The organism is Bacillus sp. 166amftsu (assembly GCF_900107445.1).
Taxonomy (GTDB): Bacteria; Bacillota; Bacilli; order Bacillales; family Bacillaceae_G; genus Bacillus_A; species Bacillus_A arachidis.
In genome coordinates, this window is the sequence record NZ_FNQA01000038.1 from 1 (window position 1) to 13801 (window position 13801).

At 29.9% G+C, this 13801-nt stretch carries 16 protein-coding genes; 13 read left to right on the forward strand and 3 right to left on the reverse strand.

Annotated features, from left to right (window positions below; translation table 11 throughout):
• Positions 1-117 precede the first annotated feature (117 nt).
• The 10 genes from BLV40_RS26805 to BLV40_RS26845 all read left to right on the forward strand — a co-directional run bounded on the left by BLV40_RS26805 (position 118) and on the right by BLV40_RS26845 (position 7568).
• Positions 118-1431: a putative HlyD family type I secretion protein gene (locus tag BLV40_RS26805; protein ID WP_026593389.1), complete on the forward strand. Its 1314-nt coding sequence runs from the start codon at positions 118-120 to the stop codon at positions 1429-1431.
• 231 nt (positions 1432-1662) lie between these two features.
• Positions 1663-1863: a hypothetical protein gene (locus BLV40_RS26810; RefSeq protein ID WP_026593388.1), complete on the forward strand. Its 201-nt coding sequence runs from the start codon at positions 1663-1665 to the stop codon at positions 1861-1863.
• A gap of 227 nt (positions 1864-2090) precedes the next feature.
• Positions 2091-2576 (forward strand): CPBP family glutamic-type intramembrane protease, encoded by a 486-nt coding sequence (locus tag BLV40_RS26815; RefSeq protein ID WP_026593387.1) that lies wholly within the window; start codon positions 2091-2093, stop codon positions 2574-2576.
• Positions 2577-2608: 32 nt separating this feature from the next.
• Positions 2609-2737 (forward strand): hypothetical protein, encoded by a 129-nt coding sequence (locus BLV40_RS29700; protein ID WP_269321452.1) that lies wholly within the window; start codon positions 2609-2611, stop codon positions 2735-2737.
• A gap of 175 nt (positions 2738-2912) precedes the next feature.
• On the forward strand, positions 2913-3497 hold the full coding sequence (locus BLV40_RS26820) for a MarR family winged helix-turn-helix transcriptional regulator (RefSeq protein WP_026593386.1): 585 nt from the start codon (positions 2913-2915) through the stop codon (positions 3495-3497).
• A gap of 1223 nt (positions 3498-4720) precedes the next feature.
• Positions 4721-5272, forward strand: coding sequence for a MerR family transcriptional regulator (locus tag BLV40_RS26825; protein WP_090695641.1), 552 nt, complete (start codon positions 4721-4723; stop codon positions 5270-5272).
• A 547-nt stretch (positions 5273-5819) separates the two neighbouring features.
• Positions 5820-6728: a WXG100 family type VII secretion target gene (locus tag BLV40_RS26830; RefSeq protein ID WP_090695643.1), complete on the forward strand. Its 909-nt coding sequence runs from the start codon at positions 5820-5822 to the stop codon at positions 6726-6728.
• A gap of 29 nt (positions 6729-6757) precedes the next feature.
• Positions 6758-6952, forward strand: a complete 195-nt coding sequence (locus tag BLV40_RS26835) for a hypothetical protein (protein WP_026593383.1) — start codon at positions 6758-6760, stop codon at positions 6950-6952.
• Positions 6953-6980: 28 nt separating this feature from the next.
• Complete coding sequence (locus tag BLV40_RS26840) at positions 6981-7265, forward strand: DUF4176 domain-containing protein (RefSeq protein WP_035415579.1); 285 nt, start codon at positions 6981-6983, stop codon at positions 7263-7265.
• Positions 7266-7286: 21 nt separating this feature from the next.
• Positions 7287-7568: a hypothetical protein gene (locus BLV40_RS26845; RefSeq protein WP_026593381.1), complete on the forward strand. Its 282-nt coding sequence runs from the start codon at positions 7287-7289 to the stop codon at positions 7566-7568.
• A gap of 465 nt (positions 7569-8033) precedes the next feature.
• On the opposite strand, the gene BLV40_RS26850 is transcribed toward BLV40_RS26845, so the two are convergent.
• Positions 8034-8345, reverse strand: coding sequence for a hypothetical protein (locus tag BLV40_RS26850; protein WP_026593380.1), 312 nt, complete (start codon positions 8343-8345; stop codon positions 8034-8036).
• Positions 8346-8408: 63 nt separating this feature from the next.
• Between BLV40_RS26850 and BLV40_RS26855 the strand changes: the two genes are divergently transcribed.
• A complete protein-coding gene (locus BLV40_RS26855) occupies positions 8409-9644 on the forward strand; it encodes a hypothetical protein (protein ID WP_090695645.1) in 1236 nt (411 codons plus the stop codon).
• Positions 9645-9660: 16 nt separating this feature from the next.
• On the forward strand, positions 9661-9960 hold the full coding sequence (locus BLV40_RS26860; protein WP_026593378.1) for a hypothetical protein: 300 nt from the start codon (positions 9661-9663) through the stop codon (positions 9958-9960).
• Positions 9961-10046: 86 nt separating this feature from the next.
• Here the strand turns inward: BLV40_RS26860 and BLV40_RS26865 are convergent, their stop codons facing one another.
• Both BLV40_RS26865 and BLV40_RS28770 read right to left on the reverse strand, forming a co-directional pair.
• Positions 10047-10619 (reverse strand): tyrosine-type recombinase/integrase, encoded by a 573-nt coding sequence (locus BLV40_RS26865; protein WP_090695647.1) that lies wholly within the window; start codon positions 10617-10619, stop codon positions 10047-10049.
• A 617-nt stretch (positions 10620-11236) separates the two neighbouring features.
• Positions 11237-11413 carry a hypothetical protein gene (locus tag BLV40_RS28770; protein WP_170833723.1) on the reverse strand — a complete coding sequence of 59 codons (177 nt, stop codon included), beginning with the start codon at positions 11411-11413 and terminating at the stop codon, positions 11237-11239.
• Between the two features lie 198 nt (positions 11414-11611).
• Here BLV40_RS28770 and BLV40_RS26870 point away from each other — a divergent pair.
• Positions 11612-13801: peptidase domain-containing ABC transporter (locus tag BLV40_RS26870; protein WP_090695648.1), on the forward strand; the 2190-nt coding region annotated here is incomplete at its 3' end.

Sequence of the window (13801 nt, forward strand, 5' to 3'; positions counted from 1 at the left end):
GAGGTTCTCATGAAGAATTACTATTCCACAAAGGTGAATATTATCGTCTTTGGAAAAACCAAACAGTTCATGTAGAACATGTAGAATCACAATCTTATGCAATGCGAGGTGGTCAATATGAGTAAGATTTATTCTTTTGATCAATTAACAGATAGTGTGGAGTTGTTAGAAAGAAAGCCTCCGCGTTTTATTGCTGGATTACTATGTTTTCTTTTTATGACTTTATTAGGATTTGTGATTTGGGCATATGTTGGAAAGTTAGATATCGTGAGTAAGGGAACTGCAATGATACAAGGTAAATCAGATATAAGTGTATCTAGAACTCAAACTGTAGGTATTGTAGATACTGTTGCTGTCAAGTCTGGAGATGAAGTGAAAACTGGTGATATTTTGGTTCAATTAAAGTATCAGGAATTAACGGATAAGCAAAATCAAACGGATCAAATTGTTCAACATTTAGAACGACAAAAATGGATGTTAGAACAATTAAAACAGAGCATTCAATCTCATCAATTATCTTTTTCTGATGAAGTAGATAAAAAAATAAGAGAAGAATATAAAGCATATGAGCAAGGTTATCAATCCTTACAAAATGAAAAAGAAACTGAGATAAAAGATATAGAGAATAGTAAGCTGACAAATGAACAAGACGAGGTTTTACAAGGATTGATTGCCGAAAAAGAAAGTGTTCAAAGAGAGATACAGTCTGTAAAAAAACAAACAAAGAAAGAAAGCCTTTTAGAGGAACAAAAACAATTACTAGATGATAAAGTAGATTCTTTAGAATCTCAACAAAATAGTGTTGAAAAGCGAATTCAACAACGAAAAGGAACTTTAGAAAGTGAAAGAAAAAAAGTTGATAGCACTAGAGAGAGCAAACAAAAACAAAAAGAAGATGCTTTAAATCAATATAAGGAAAACACTGTTATTTCAGTTAATCAACGAATTCAATCTTTAGAGCAAGAGATATTTGTAAAAAAACAAGAATTGGACGGATTGCGTAATCAAAATAAAACGACAACTATAAAAGCGCAAAAGGATGGGATTGTACAATTTCCTTCTATCATACAACAAGGTGATTTGGTTGATCCTGGTCAAGAGATAGTTTCAATTATTCCTAAAGAAGATGAGAAAAAGGTAAAAATTTCACTTCCAGTTGAGGAAATAAAAGGGATTAAAAAAGGAGATAAAGTACAGTATTCATTTAAATTAAAGAAAACAGATAAACAGATAGGGATAGTAACGTACGTATCGGCACATCCTATTTTTGATAAGGATTTAAAAACTTATGTATATGAATTAGAAGCAACGATTGATACAAAAGAATTAAATGAATTACATACTGGAATGATAGGTAAAGCCTCTGTAGTGACAGGAGAAGAAGCAATTTGGAAATTTATATTAAGTAAGTTGAATTTTATCTCTATTTAGACGGGATAGGGGTACCACCTATATTTTAATGTTTTTTTATGTCGAATTTGTTTAGCGTAGTTTTTCGTTAAAATGTAGGTGGTATGGTGATAAAAAGATTAATGAAATCCCATCGAGTATTTTTATTTGTGGGAAAATAAATAAAAATCTATATTTTTTAAAATTTATATAAACAAATATAAAAATTCATGGTAAAATAATTAATGAATATATTAATTGGGAGGTTTTTTCATGAAATTAAATGAAGCAAAATTTACTGTTCTTACTGAAAAGGAAATGGAAACAAATGGAGGGATTTGGCGTCCTATCGTTCCTGTTGTTACAGCTGCAAAACAATGTTGGGACAATGGTTATTGCCGTGAAAAAACATATGGTGGTTATGGTCGAAGAGATAGTCAATATAAACATGGAGCTCCATATGGAAAATGGTAAGCTTTAAAAGGTTTTAAATAAAAACAGGATTCATTTATTTATATAAATGAATCCTGTTTTTATTATTTATGTTATATATTTTTATGAATAGTTAATTGAAAACGTGTAACATAAATAATAATCAAATATTTATATTTTCTAATAAATGATTTTTATGCTAATATGATAAAAAACTTATTATATAAATTTAACATTTTAAAATGTTTTAGTGAAAGGAGATATAATCATTGATAAAAACAATACATAAATTTTTTTGGGATTTGCGCCCAGTATCATTTATATTAGTTATGTCAATTTTAACTTTTTTAGTTACTATACCATTTACTTTATTGTTACCAGAATTGCAAAGTCATCCTTCAAATAATGAATCTATATATTTACAAATTTTATCGGTTATAATTATAGCTCCTTTATTAGAAACCTTAATTTTTCAAGTTTTTTTATTTTGGATTCTTCGTTTTATCCCTTGGATTCGAAAATATGATATATTAATTATTTTAATTTCATCAGTAATATTTGGTTTAAATCATCCATTTGGGATAACTTATATAATATGTACTGCAGTAATAGGAATTTGTTATAACTATGCTTATTGGATATATTATAAAAAAAATGAAAAAGCATATGTTACGATGTCTGAATTTTGGGTTGTATTTTGGATACATGAAATACATAATATAGTTGCTCTTTTGTTACAAAATTTGTTGTATTAATAAATTGAATTATACAAAGGGAGATGGGATAAATGAAAACACATGAAATAATCACTGAGATACAAGATGGCTATGATGGTAATCCTAGTCAAGATGCTCAAGTTTTTATTTTATTTAGTTTTTTACTATTAGTATTTAAGTTTTTAAGACCAACAAAGTAATATATTTTTAAAGAAAGACCATAAAAAATCCCCTTATGTTATAATTGAAAGCGACCAAACCATCAATTAGATAAGGGGATTTTTATGCTTGTATTTATTTTTAATTTCTATAAGAATCATAGCATAAAATGTTCCTCTTCTCTAGTTGAAAATCTTAGAAAAGAGGAGAAAGTTTATGTCAAAGCTCGTCAATTTAGAACAAGCTGAAAGGAATTCAAGATTGAGAGATATTGAGAATTCAAAGATTTTGTCAGAAGAAGAGATGTATTTAGCAAATGAACTTCAAGCAAAAGCTAATTCTCATGGAATGAAGTTAGTCCCAGAACGAAAAGTAAAGAATAAAGCTAAATTTGCTCAAATCATTCAAGAGAATTGGCTATATCTTATTCAAAATAATTATTTGAAAAACGAAGAAATTATGTTTTTAAACAAAATCATTGGATTTATAGGTTTTCGTTCTAATTGTATTGTTCATGATATTAATGCAAAAGAACAATTACCTATGACTCAAACTGAAATAGCAGAAAAAATAGGTTCTAGTAAAAATACAGTTAGTAGATTAGTAAAGCAATTAATTGAAAAAGGTCTAATTGGACGTTTTGAATCCGGTAGAGATGGAATTAATGCTAGAATGTATGCATTGTACATAAACCCTAATGTGATTCTTTGTGGAGATCGTGATAATATTAATCAAACATTACAAACCATGTTTATAAGAAAACCAAAAGAATTAAAAAATTTACCAATAAAATTAGTGTAACCTGTATGAATTTCATACAGGTTTTTTTATAACTTTATAGTTATCGAATTCGATAACTAAAGTTATCGAATTCGATAACTATAAAAAAACTTAAATCCCTTGATATTACTGACTTTTTTCTGCTTTTGTATGCTTGTCTCTTCTCACTCTCTATATAGGGGGCTAAAAGTTCCGCAAGGAACGGGTCGTATTTTCTTTCGTTTCACTTCAGAAAATCTCCACCCTTTTCGCTTTGCTACATCCTTGCAAAACTTTTTTCGGCTCGAGTTTTGGCGGCACCAAGCCGATACATCCAAAAGCAGTTAAAGGATTATCGGCTTAAATTTGCTATTATACGAGCCGAACCGCTAGTGGTTCGGTTTAAAATTTCACTTACCAAATTAATAGAATACGTTATATGTGGGGTTTCGTCCCCACACGACGAACCAGCCTCAACCCCAAAAGCAAACGAAAACCTTCATTTAAAACCGTTTATTTTGTTTTTTAAGCGTTTATTTTTATTTTCATGACAAATAATATTATTTTAGATTTTCATTCTTTAAAACGGATTTTGAGTCGTTTGAATGATATCTATCGTTTTATTGTTATCTGTTTCTAAATTATTATTTTGTATTTACTTAATTTAGATGAATCTTTTTTAGTATTTTAAAGTAATGTTTGATTGCAAGTTATAAAAAATATGTTGTCTACAGTAGGTGCACATTTGGTGCTATGAAGGTACCTTGTGTAAACCTCGACTCTACTTTTAACGAAAAATACGTGTAATTAGAAAATTTTGAGTCGACCGTGAGTACACATCTTGGAAATTTTCGTGTACCCACGTTTAAGCTAGGCTCTGCCTAGCCCCAACCCCTAGTTGGGCCCAAAAACCCCTTATGCTCTTCTCTCTTTTTTGATTCAGAATTTCCAATTTTATAAAATGACTTGTTTTTAACTGAATTTTATTATGTTAAAAAAATAAGAATGTGATTTTGATTGTGGTTTGTTGTAAGGTTATTAGAAAACTTTTTGTGGCACAGCTAAGATCTTTGCTAAATGAAGTATAAATTGGAGATATGAAAAATTTCGTTATTTTCATATGACAGAAGGATATAAACCTTAGTAGAATGAATTAGTAAAAACCTAGGTTTAATACTTAGGTTCTAAGATTGATTTTTTTGGAAATAACCCTTGATATTAAAAATATTTAGGTTTTTATCTAGGTTTTAAAGGTGGGTAAAAAGATGGATAAAAGTGAATACCTAGGTGGAGAAAACCCAGGTTATATAGCTATGACTGTTAAAGAAGTTGCATTATATTTAGATGAATCACCAAATGTTATAAGGAATTGGATGAAAGAATTAAAGACATATATTCCTTTAGAGAAAAATGAGTCAGGTTACAATATTTTTGATGAAAAAGCTCTTGAGCAAATGAAGATAGTTAAGCAATTACATCGAGAACAGAATTATTCAATAAAACAAATTGAACATTATTTTGCTACAGGTGGAGAGAGTATAAAGCCTGTTCCTAGTAAGGAAGTTGGAGAGATTTTAGCTGAAGAATTAAAAGCATTAAAAAATGAAGTTAGTAAACTTAGAGAATATAGTGAGAAACAAGAAGAATTTAATAAGTTGTTAATTGAACAATTACAAAAGCAACAAGATTATATTGATAATAAGTTAGAGAAACGGGATCAGAAGTTGCTTGAAACAATTCGTGAAGTACAAGAAACAAAATCATTAACAGCATATACGGAATCAAAAGGATTTTTTGCGAGATTATTTAGAAAATGATTTTTTGAGATTTATAATCTGAGTCCTGACGTTTATGCCGCGAAAGTTCCTTGACGATGAGGGGAACCCTCATGCAAACTCGCCAGAGGTGGCCCCAAAAGGGCGGTTTTTGCCCGCTGGGGTTAGCTTTGGGAGTTTGAGGGTTCGGAGGCTCGTGGTCAAGGGAACCGTGGAATAAAAAGCGAGGACGGACGACAGAATTCAGCAAAGACAAATGTCTTCGCCAAGATTCGTGGTTCTAATGTTAGAAAAAGACGAATAAGAATAGAACATAATTACAAAAGGAGCCCTAAAGAGTAAGAACATATTAATATGTTCTTACTCTTTAGGGCTCCTTTTAATTGATTATTTTTATGTGTGATTGATTGTAGATGTATATTATTACGTTACGTGAAATTATTTATATAATATATTATAAAGAATACAGAATTAGGCTAAAAATCCCACAATTTTATTTTTATCTTGATTTTTTTGAAGAATTAACCAATTATATTAATGAAGAATTTAAATATTTTTATTGATGATGTGAGATAAGGGGGGGATATAGGTGACTGAAATTAAAATTAAACCAGAAGAGTTAAGGAATAAAGCGAATAGTTTTAAACATGCTGTTTCTGAATCTACAGATCGACATACTAGAATTCTTGGCGAACTCTTAAATCTTCAAATGCGTTGGATAGGTGCTTCAAGTTTATCTTTTTATAATGATTTACCTACATTAAATAAGGGTCATGAATCTTATGTTAAGGTTTTAACTAATATAGAGGATGAGTTAAATCGTATTGCTGAGAAGTTTGAAACTACGGATGAGAATTATGATCCTGTTTCTGAATCGTTCAATAAATTTATGAAGACGACTACTGATTCATCTGATCATTTGAAAATTAAGGAATCTGGTGCGGTAGTTGGAAATCCAGATAAAGATGATAGTGCTTTTGCTAGTGTGTTAAAGTATGAAACAGATATACAACTTCCTAAAAATGTGAATGCTTTTTTTAGTGATTTAACATCTATGGATAAAATTGGTGGAGAGGCTAAAGGTGCACTCGTAGATGCTGGTTTTAAAGCAGGAGATTTTACGATTCATGAACAGTTGCTAAGAGGTGAAGTTAAAGTTCAATTTGGTGGAGGCATAGGTGGAGAAGCAAAGATTGCTGGTACTTTTAATGATATTGGTGTAGATCATGAATATGGGAAATTACATCTTAAACTGGGAGATGCTGAAGCTGGTGTTGTGGCTAAGGATGGTTACTATGGTTTTAGTGCAAAAGCTGACTTAGCTAAGGCTGAGGGAGAAGTTAAAATACCGTTACCTTTTACTGATTGGAAAGTAGTTGTTGGTGGAGAAGCAGCTTATGGTAGTATAGGTGGAGAGGCTAAATTTGGATTAAAAAATGAATTAAGTCTTGGACTTGGTATTGGTTTGGGAATAAAGTTTGGTGTAGAGAAAGGTTAAAATGTTGTATTTATAAGGAGGAAGAGTTTTTGCTTTCATTGCAGGTATTTAAAAAGATTTTAATCATTTTTGGTTTTATTGCTGTTCCTTCTAGTTTATTAGCCCTTTGGTTTGGAGCAGATGCTACTTTTAAAGAGAAAATGATATTATCTCTAATTTTTGGTATAGTGATGCCACTAGCTTTCTTTATTTTTTATAAAATCACATCTTTATTTTTAAAGTAGTAATTATTTTATTTAGGAGGAGTTTTGTATGGAAAATATATATACACCAAAATTACCAATTGGAAGCGAACTATTACCAATTGGTTCTGTAGTTCTTGTAGAAGAAATTAATCAATCTCTTATGATTTATGGAAGAAAACAACAACAAGCTGATAATAAATTATGGGATTATGTTGCTTGTCCATATCCTCATGGTAATTTATCAAAAGAATATAATGTGTTTTTTAACCATAACCAGATTGTTCATTTATTATTTAAGGGTTTTGAAACAGAGGATGAATTAGAATTAAGAGATAAATTATCTGAGTTTTAGTGAAAATGGAGAATGTATTATATGATTTTAGGAATTTCATATTTTGATATTTTTTGTATTGTAATGATTGTCTCGTTTTTTTTCATTTTTTGGAGATTGAATGTATGGTATAACAAGAAACATAATGTCCCTAAGGTTTTTCATTGGTTTCCTAGAAAATGGGGTAAAAGAAAAGTTTCAGAGCATTTATCACAATTAAATGAAAAATTAGCGTCTGAAGGTAAAGGTATTTGGGTTACAATCTATGCTATAGATTTATATATTGTGACCATTCCTTATACAGTCAAAAAATATAAATCTTAATACATATATAGTCAAAGAAAAGACCTTTTAATTAAAATGAAAGGTCTTTTCTTTATAAATTTTCATTAATATTTAAATTTATAAAAAGAAATGGTATCAATTTTGGAAGTGATTTGCTGAGTTTGGGTGTTTATGCCGCGAAAGTTCTTTGACGATGAGGGGAACCCTCATGCAAACTCGTCAGAGGGGGCTAAGAAGGGCGTTTTTTGCCCGTTGAAGTTGACTTTTGGAGTTTGGGGCTCGTGGTCAAGGGAATCGTGGAATAAAAAGCGAGGACGAACGCCAGGACAGAGCAAAGACCAATGTCTTCGCCAAGATTCGTGGTTCTACTGTTAGAAAAAGGCGAATAAGAATATAGCATACATACAATAAGGGAATGCAGTACAGATCAGCATACAAGCATTCCCTTGCTATTAGTATGTTATTTTATTGATTTGGTTGTTGAGAGTTTTCTGTTGACAGTGATTATTTTTCTCCCGAATACGCGATTTCATAATTTTGAATTTTATTTACTACAACGTAATGTTTTTTTGGTTTATTATTTTTATCATATCCTGAGACAGTAATATAACCTTCGCGTTCTAAATGTTCGATTTTAACATCAGTTACCACAAAGTCTATATTTTTCTCCTTTTTCATATGTTCTATGGAAACTTTAGCAGCTTTTTCTTTTGTTATATTTTTATTGTGAATAATTAATGAAGTACATCCTATGGCTAAAATTATAATTGCTATAATGATTGAAAATATGATATTTTTCTTTTTAAAATTACCCATATTTTTCCTCCTGAAATTATTTTATAATTTATACTATAAATCTTTTTTAGGGAGATGGAAACCATGGGTAGTTCAGTTAGTGATGAAGCTCTTGTTCGTTTATCAGATGCTAGTTATATAGATAATTCTAGAGTTGACATAAAAGTTGGGGATCATTTAGAAACTTGGAAACGTGTTGAGATACCTACTTCTATATCATTACATAATCCTAACAATAGTTTTGATGTAACTATTTATAAAAATGATGAAACAAAACAAATTGTTATTGCTTATCGTGGTTCACAAGAGGGACGAGATTTTTATGACACGGATGCTTTCGATGTATTTGGGGGACGTTTAAGGAAAAATCAAGAAAGCTTAGATAAGATGAATGCATTAGATATCTCGTCGCTTCCTTTAACTGAGCAATTTAACTTTGCTGCATCTAAAGAAAGAGCTCAAAAAATTATTATGGAAAGTCAATTTACTAATGCTGATGTTTTAACGAAAGAGGTAAAGAAGTATATGTCAGATCCTGAAAATGGCCTAGAGGGGTATCAGCTTACATTAACTGGTCATTCTTTAGGTGGTGGTTTAGGTGAATATGCAGGGGTTATGAATAATGTGCCAGCTGTAAGTTTTGAAGCTCCAAATGTTATTGATTTATTACCTAAAGATAAAAAGGAAAAAGCGTTAAGGGGAGAATATCAAAATCTGATTACAACTTATGGAAATCCCAACGATACAGTATTTACAGGATTTAAAGGGAATGATAATACACAAAGAGGTCGTATCGGACATTTGTATTATACGGATAAGCCTAATGCTAAAAATAATAATTTAATTCATGATATAAGTCGATTTAATCCATTTTTATCATCCTTAATGACCGGTTACAATATGTCGAGGATTGTCATGACAGGTGCGGGACCGAATTATCATTCTACGGGTAATTATTCTTATGATAAATATGGTTTATTCAATATGCCAAATATGTATGATGGAGAAACTGGCCAAAGGCTTTTATCTTCTCCTCGTGCAGGTGAAATAAGGATTCGTCTATCAGTAGAAGAGGTAAAGCAAATTACGCGGAATTTAAAAAGAGAAATAGAAGATATAAATCAAAAGCTTACTGGAGCAAGTAATAAAATAATTAATGTGTTAAACGAATCACCAGCTAGTGTAGATGGAAATTTAATTAACACGATAACTTATGCTGTTTATGGCTTTCAAAGAAGTTATATGGAGCCAGTTCGTTCAGCAGCGGACTTTATAGATCAACAAGCGGATAAATTCAAACAAGTAGATACTAAGAGCTAACGGAAGGGAGGATTGTATGAAGAATTATGATGTTATTAATCATGCCGTAGATGTATTAGGCGCGCAAAATGATTTAGTGAAATGTATATCAGATTTAGAGAATCATAGAAAAAATTTAAGATCTATAAAAACGGTTTTAGCTGACAGATGGGATGGAAATACTTCAAAAGAAGTTGAAAGAAGACTTACTGAGTTGGAAAGCGAACTTGCTTATAGAATTGATGCTTTTAGAAATATAGAAGGTGATTTAGAAAAGTATAGAAAAGCAGTGGAAGGTCTATCAAATCAATTTATGATGATGGGGCCAAAATATTGAATAGAGGATGAATATTTTACTCTATTTAAAAGTAGCCTTTTGAAAATAAAAAAGCACCTTAAGTTAGATGCTTTTTTATTTTGGAATTAAATAAGAAATGTATCAAGCACATTATCTTTTTCTTCTTTATTGATTCCAATATATTTAAGGGTAATTTGTGGAGTGCTATGATTCAGTATTTCTTGCAACATAGCGACATCTTTTGTTTGTTTATAGAACCAATAGCCGAAGGTTTTGCGCATAGTGTGGGTTCCAATGGATTCTACACCGGCGAAATCTCCGGCTTTTTGCAATTGTCGATAAGCCTGAATTTTACTAATCGGTTGGTTTCCTTTTCGAGATGGAAGCAACCAGGTACTTTCTAGTGTTTGAGCATAGGAATAGATTTCATCAAAAATAGGAGTGAGATTAATCATACGTTCCTTCTTCGTTTTTCCCTCTTTGATTTTGAATTCCTTTCTTTTTTTTCGTTTTAGTTTCAATATGCTTTGTGTTTCGATTTGAAGTAGATCGCTAACACGTAATCCTGTATTGATTCCAATTAGAAACAGAATATAATCTCGTTCGGAACAATGACGTTTGAGAGCCCATTTCATATCTTCGATCTGTTCTTTGCTACGGATGGGTTGTACATCAATAAGATGTGGTTTTTTATTCATGGATTTATGACCTCTTTGTTTATAGTGTTTTGAATGTATACTTTTATTGTGTGTTTTGAGGATATCAGTGGTTTTGGGTAGAAGTCAATGATTAAGGGGAAATGAATGTAAACAAATATTTAAAAGTTTACTTTCAAAAAGATAGGAAATCGAGCAAAGCGACAACCGTTTTAGGACGAAAAAATGAAATTTTGAGACCGGAAAAACGGTAAAGGTTGTAGGAATCTCTTACCAAGTCAAAAACGTAGTTTTTGGGGTTTGTCATGACAAACCCGTAGCTTGCCCTTTCCTTTCCTCTTCTTTTAGAATTCTATGTCTTAATTGTTATTTTGTTCTTGATTACAGGAACGTTGGTATTTGGCGATGAAAGATGGTTGATATTAAGCCATCTTTTATTTTTTATAATGAAAATGAAAGTAATCTTTTATTTAAAAGCTAACTTAGAGGTATATATAAAATTTGATAAAAGATAGAGATAAGATTTTATGTTGTTAAAGAGGATAAAGACTGATATGCATAAGTGATTCAATATTTTTAATTAAGTTTTGTTTTTATCTTTTTGAATATAAAAAAAGAAAGAATTCTAATTTTAGAATCTTTCTTTTTTGTAAATTATATTACCATTTACCCCATGGTGATCCATGTTTATATGAACTGTCTACTTTTCCAGCTTTTGAATAATCACGTTTATATGATATCCCTGTTGGGAGGGGTCTCCAATTCCAACCTCCACCTTCAATTTTTTCAGTTTCTTCTTTTGTTAAAAATTGCATTTTTTTTGTGTTTAATTTCATAGTATTTTCCTCCTAAATAATTTATAAAATAGATCTTTGTAGATAGGAATCTTGTTAAGATAAATTATTTATCCTAATATTACGAATATTGAACATTATAATAACATTATATATTATAATAAGATTATATTAAATGTTTATTTTTAGGAAAAGCAAAATTATTAAAATAATAGGGATTTTAGTAAAGGGGTTTTGGTTTTGTTTGGTAGGAAATTTCCACTTGTTATACAACATGATTTAAAAGACTGTGGTCCTGCATGTCTTACAATGATTTCACGTTATTATGGTTTAACTATATCTATATCGAAAATAAGAGAAATAGCAGGGACAGATTTAGAAGGAACGAATGTAAAAGGTTTGATAGAAGCTGGAGAAATATTAGGATTTGAAGTAAAAGGAGTAAAAACAACTGATTTAGATGTATTAAAAGAAATTCCATTACCAGTTATTGCACATGTAGTATTAGATGGTGGTTTTTTACATTATGTAGTAATTCATAAGATAAAAAATAATAAAATTTATGTTGCAGATCCTGGGAAAGGTTTTACTATATATTCATTTGAAGAATTTAGTCAAATATGGACTGGTATTCTTGTATTAATGGTTCCTAGACAACAATTTCAAAAAGAAAATTTATCTCAAAGTACTTTTTCTCGTTTTTTTTATTTATTGAAACAGCAAATAAATTTATTATTACCGCTGTTTTTTGCTTCTATTATTTTTAATTTATTTGGTTTGTTAGGAGCATTTTATTTTAAATTTTTAATTGATGATATTGTTACAAATCAATTGATGCAAACACTTCATATTATATCTATTGGAATAATCATATTATATATTTTTAAAGTTTTACTTTCTTATTTTCGAACTCATCTAATTTTATATTTAAGTAGGAGAATAGATATTCAATTAATGCTTGGATATTATCGTCATGTGGTAGGTTTGCCAATGAATTTTTTTGAAACAAGAAAAGTTGGGGAAATTATTTCTCGTTTTATGGATGCAAGTAAAATACGTGATGCATTATCAACTATAACAGTTACATTAATGATTGATACATTAATGGTTATATTAGGTTCAATTTTATTATATATGCATAATTCGACTTTATTTGGAGTTACATTATTATTAATTCCTTTTTATATAGCTATTATTTTTGGATTTCATAAGTCATATCAAAAGATTAATAGAGAAGAGATGGAGAGTAATGCAAAATTAACATCATATTTGGTAGAATCTTTAAATGGAATTTCAACGATAAAATCTTATAATGCTGAAAAAGAAGCGTTTTTTCAAACAGAAAGTCGCTTTGTAAATTTATTACGACATGTATTTAAAAAAGGAATGCTTTCTAATTTACAGAGTTCTATTAAAATGGGGCTTGAATTAATTGGTGGTGTAATAATTCTTTGGATTGGTTCTGTACAAGTTTTAAAAGGAAATATGACAATTGGGGAATTAATTACATATAATGCGCTTTTAGCTTATTTTTTAAATCCGATTGAAAATTTAATAAGTATTCAGCCTACTATGCAATCCGCGTTGGTTGCTGGAGAAAGGCTAAATGAAATTTTTGATTTAAAGTTAGAAAAGGATGAATCTGAATATAATAAAGTTTCTTTAAAACGGTTATCAGGGAAAATTGAGTGCTTGAATGCTACATTTCGTTATGGAACTCGTAAAAATGTATTAAATAATATAAGTTTTTCAATTGAACCAGGTAGTCAAGTGGCTTTTGTAGGAGAAAGTGGTTCTGGAAAAACAACAATTTCTAAATTGTTAATGAATTATTATGATATTCAGCAAGGTGATATATATTACGATGATTATCATATTAAAGAGATAAATCGAACTGTATTACGCGATCGAATTGCGTATGTTTCACAGGAATCATTTTTCTTTAGTGGATCTATCTATGATAATTTGAAGTTTGGTCTAGATCGTACAGTTACATTGGAAGAAGTTATTCAAGTATCTAAACAAGTTTATGCTTATGAGTTTATTAGTGAATTACCATTACGTTATGATACTTTGTTAGAAGAAAATGCTTCAAATTTATCAGGAGGCCAAAGACAAAGGTTAGCCATTGCAAGAGCTTTGTTAAAGAACCCAGACATTTTAATTTTGGATGAGGCAACAAGTAATTTAGATTCTACAACAGAAAAACACATTACAGACATGTTAAAAGAATTAGGTTTACAAGGAATAACAGTGATTATGATTGCTCATAGATTGAGTACAATTCAACATGCACAACAAATTTTTGTAATGGAAAAGGGAAATATTATAGAACGAGGTTCTCATGAAGAATTACTATTCCACAAAGGTGAATATTATCGTCTTTGGAAAAACCAAACAGTTCATGTAGAACATGTAGAATCACAATCT

What these genes read in the sequence shown, in the direction of transcription:
- BLV40_RS26805 (WP_026593389.1), top strand. Translation starts at nt 118, where the DNA reads ATGAGTAAGATTTATTCTTTTGATCAATTAACAGATAGTGTGGAGTTG.
- BLV40_RS26810 (WP_026593388.1), top strand. Translation starts at nt 1,663, where the DNA reads ATGAAATTAAATGAAGCAAAATTTACTGTTCTTACTGAAAAGGAAATG.
- BLV40_RS29700 (WP_269321452.1), top strand. Translation starts at nt 2,609, where the DNA reads ATGAAAACACATGAAATAATCACTGAGATACAAGATGGCTATGATGGT.
- BLV40_RS26820 (WP_026593386.1), top strand. Translation starts at nt 2,913, where the DNA reads ATGTCAAAGCTCGTCAATTTAGAACAAGCTGAAAGGAATTCAAGATTG.
- BLV40_RS26825 (WP_090695641.1), top strand. Translation starts at nt 4,721, where the DNA reads ATGGATAAAAGTGAATACCTAGGTGGAGAAAACCCAGGTTATATAGCT.
- BLV40_RS26840 (WP_035415579.1), top strand. Translation starts at nt 6,981, where the DNA reads ATGGAAAATATATATACACCAAAATTACCAATTGGAAGCGAACTATTA.
- BLV40_RS26845 (WP_026593381.1), top strand. Translation starts at nt 7,287, where the DNA reads ATGATTTTAGGAATTTCATATTTTGATATTTTTTGTATTGTAATGATT.
- BLV40_RS26850 (WP_026593380.1), bottom strand. Translation starts at nt 8,345, where the DNA reads ATGGGTAATTTTAAAAAGAAAAATATCATATTTTCAATCATTATAGCA.
- BLV40_RS26855 (WP_090695645.1), top strand. Translation starts at nt 8,409, where the DNA reads ATGGGTAGTTCAGTTAGTGATGAAGCTCTTGTTCGTTTATCAGATGCT.
- BLV40_RS26860 (WP_026593378.1), top strand. Translation starts at nt 9,661, where the DNA reads ATGAAGAATTATGATGTTATTAATCATGCCGTAGATGTATTAGGCGCG.
- BLV40_RS26865 (WP_090695647.1), bottom strand. Translation starts at nt 10,619, where the DNA reads ATGAATAAAAAACCACATCTTATTGATGTACAACCCATCCGTAGCAAA.
- BLV40_RS28770 (WP_170833723.1), bottom strand. Translation starts at nt 11,413, where the DNA reads ATGAAATTAAACACAAAAAAAATGCAATTTTTAACAAAAGAAGAAACT.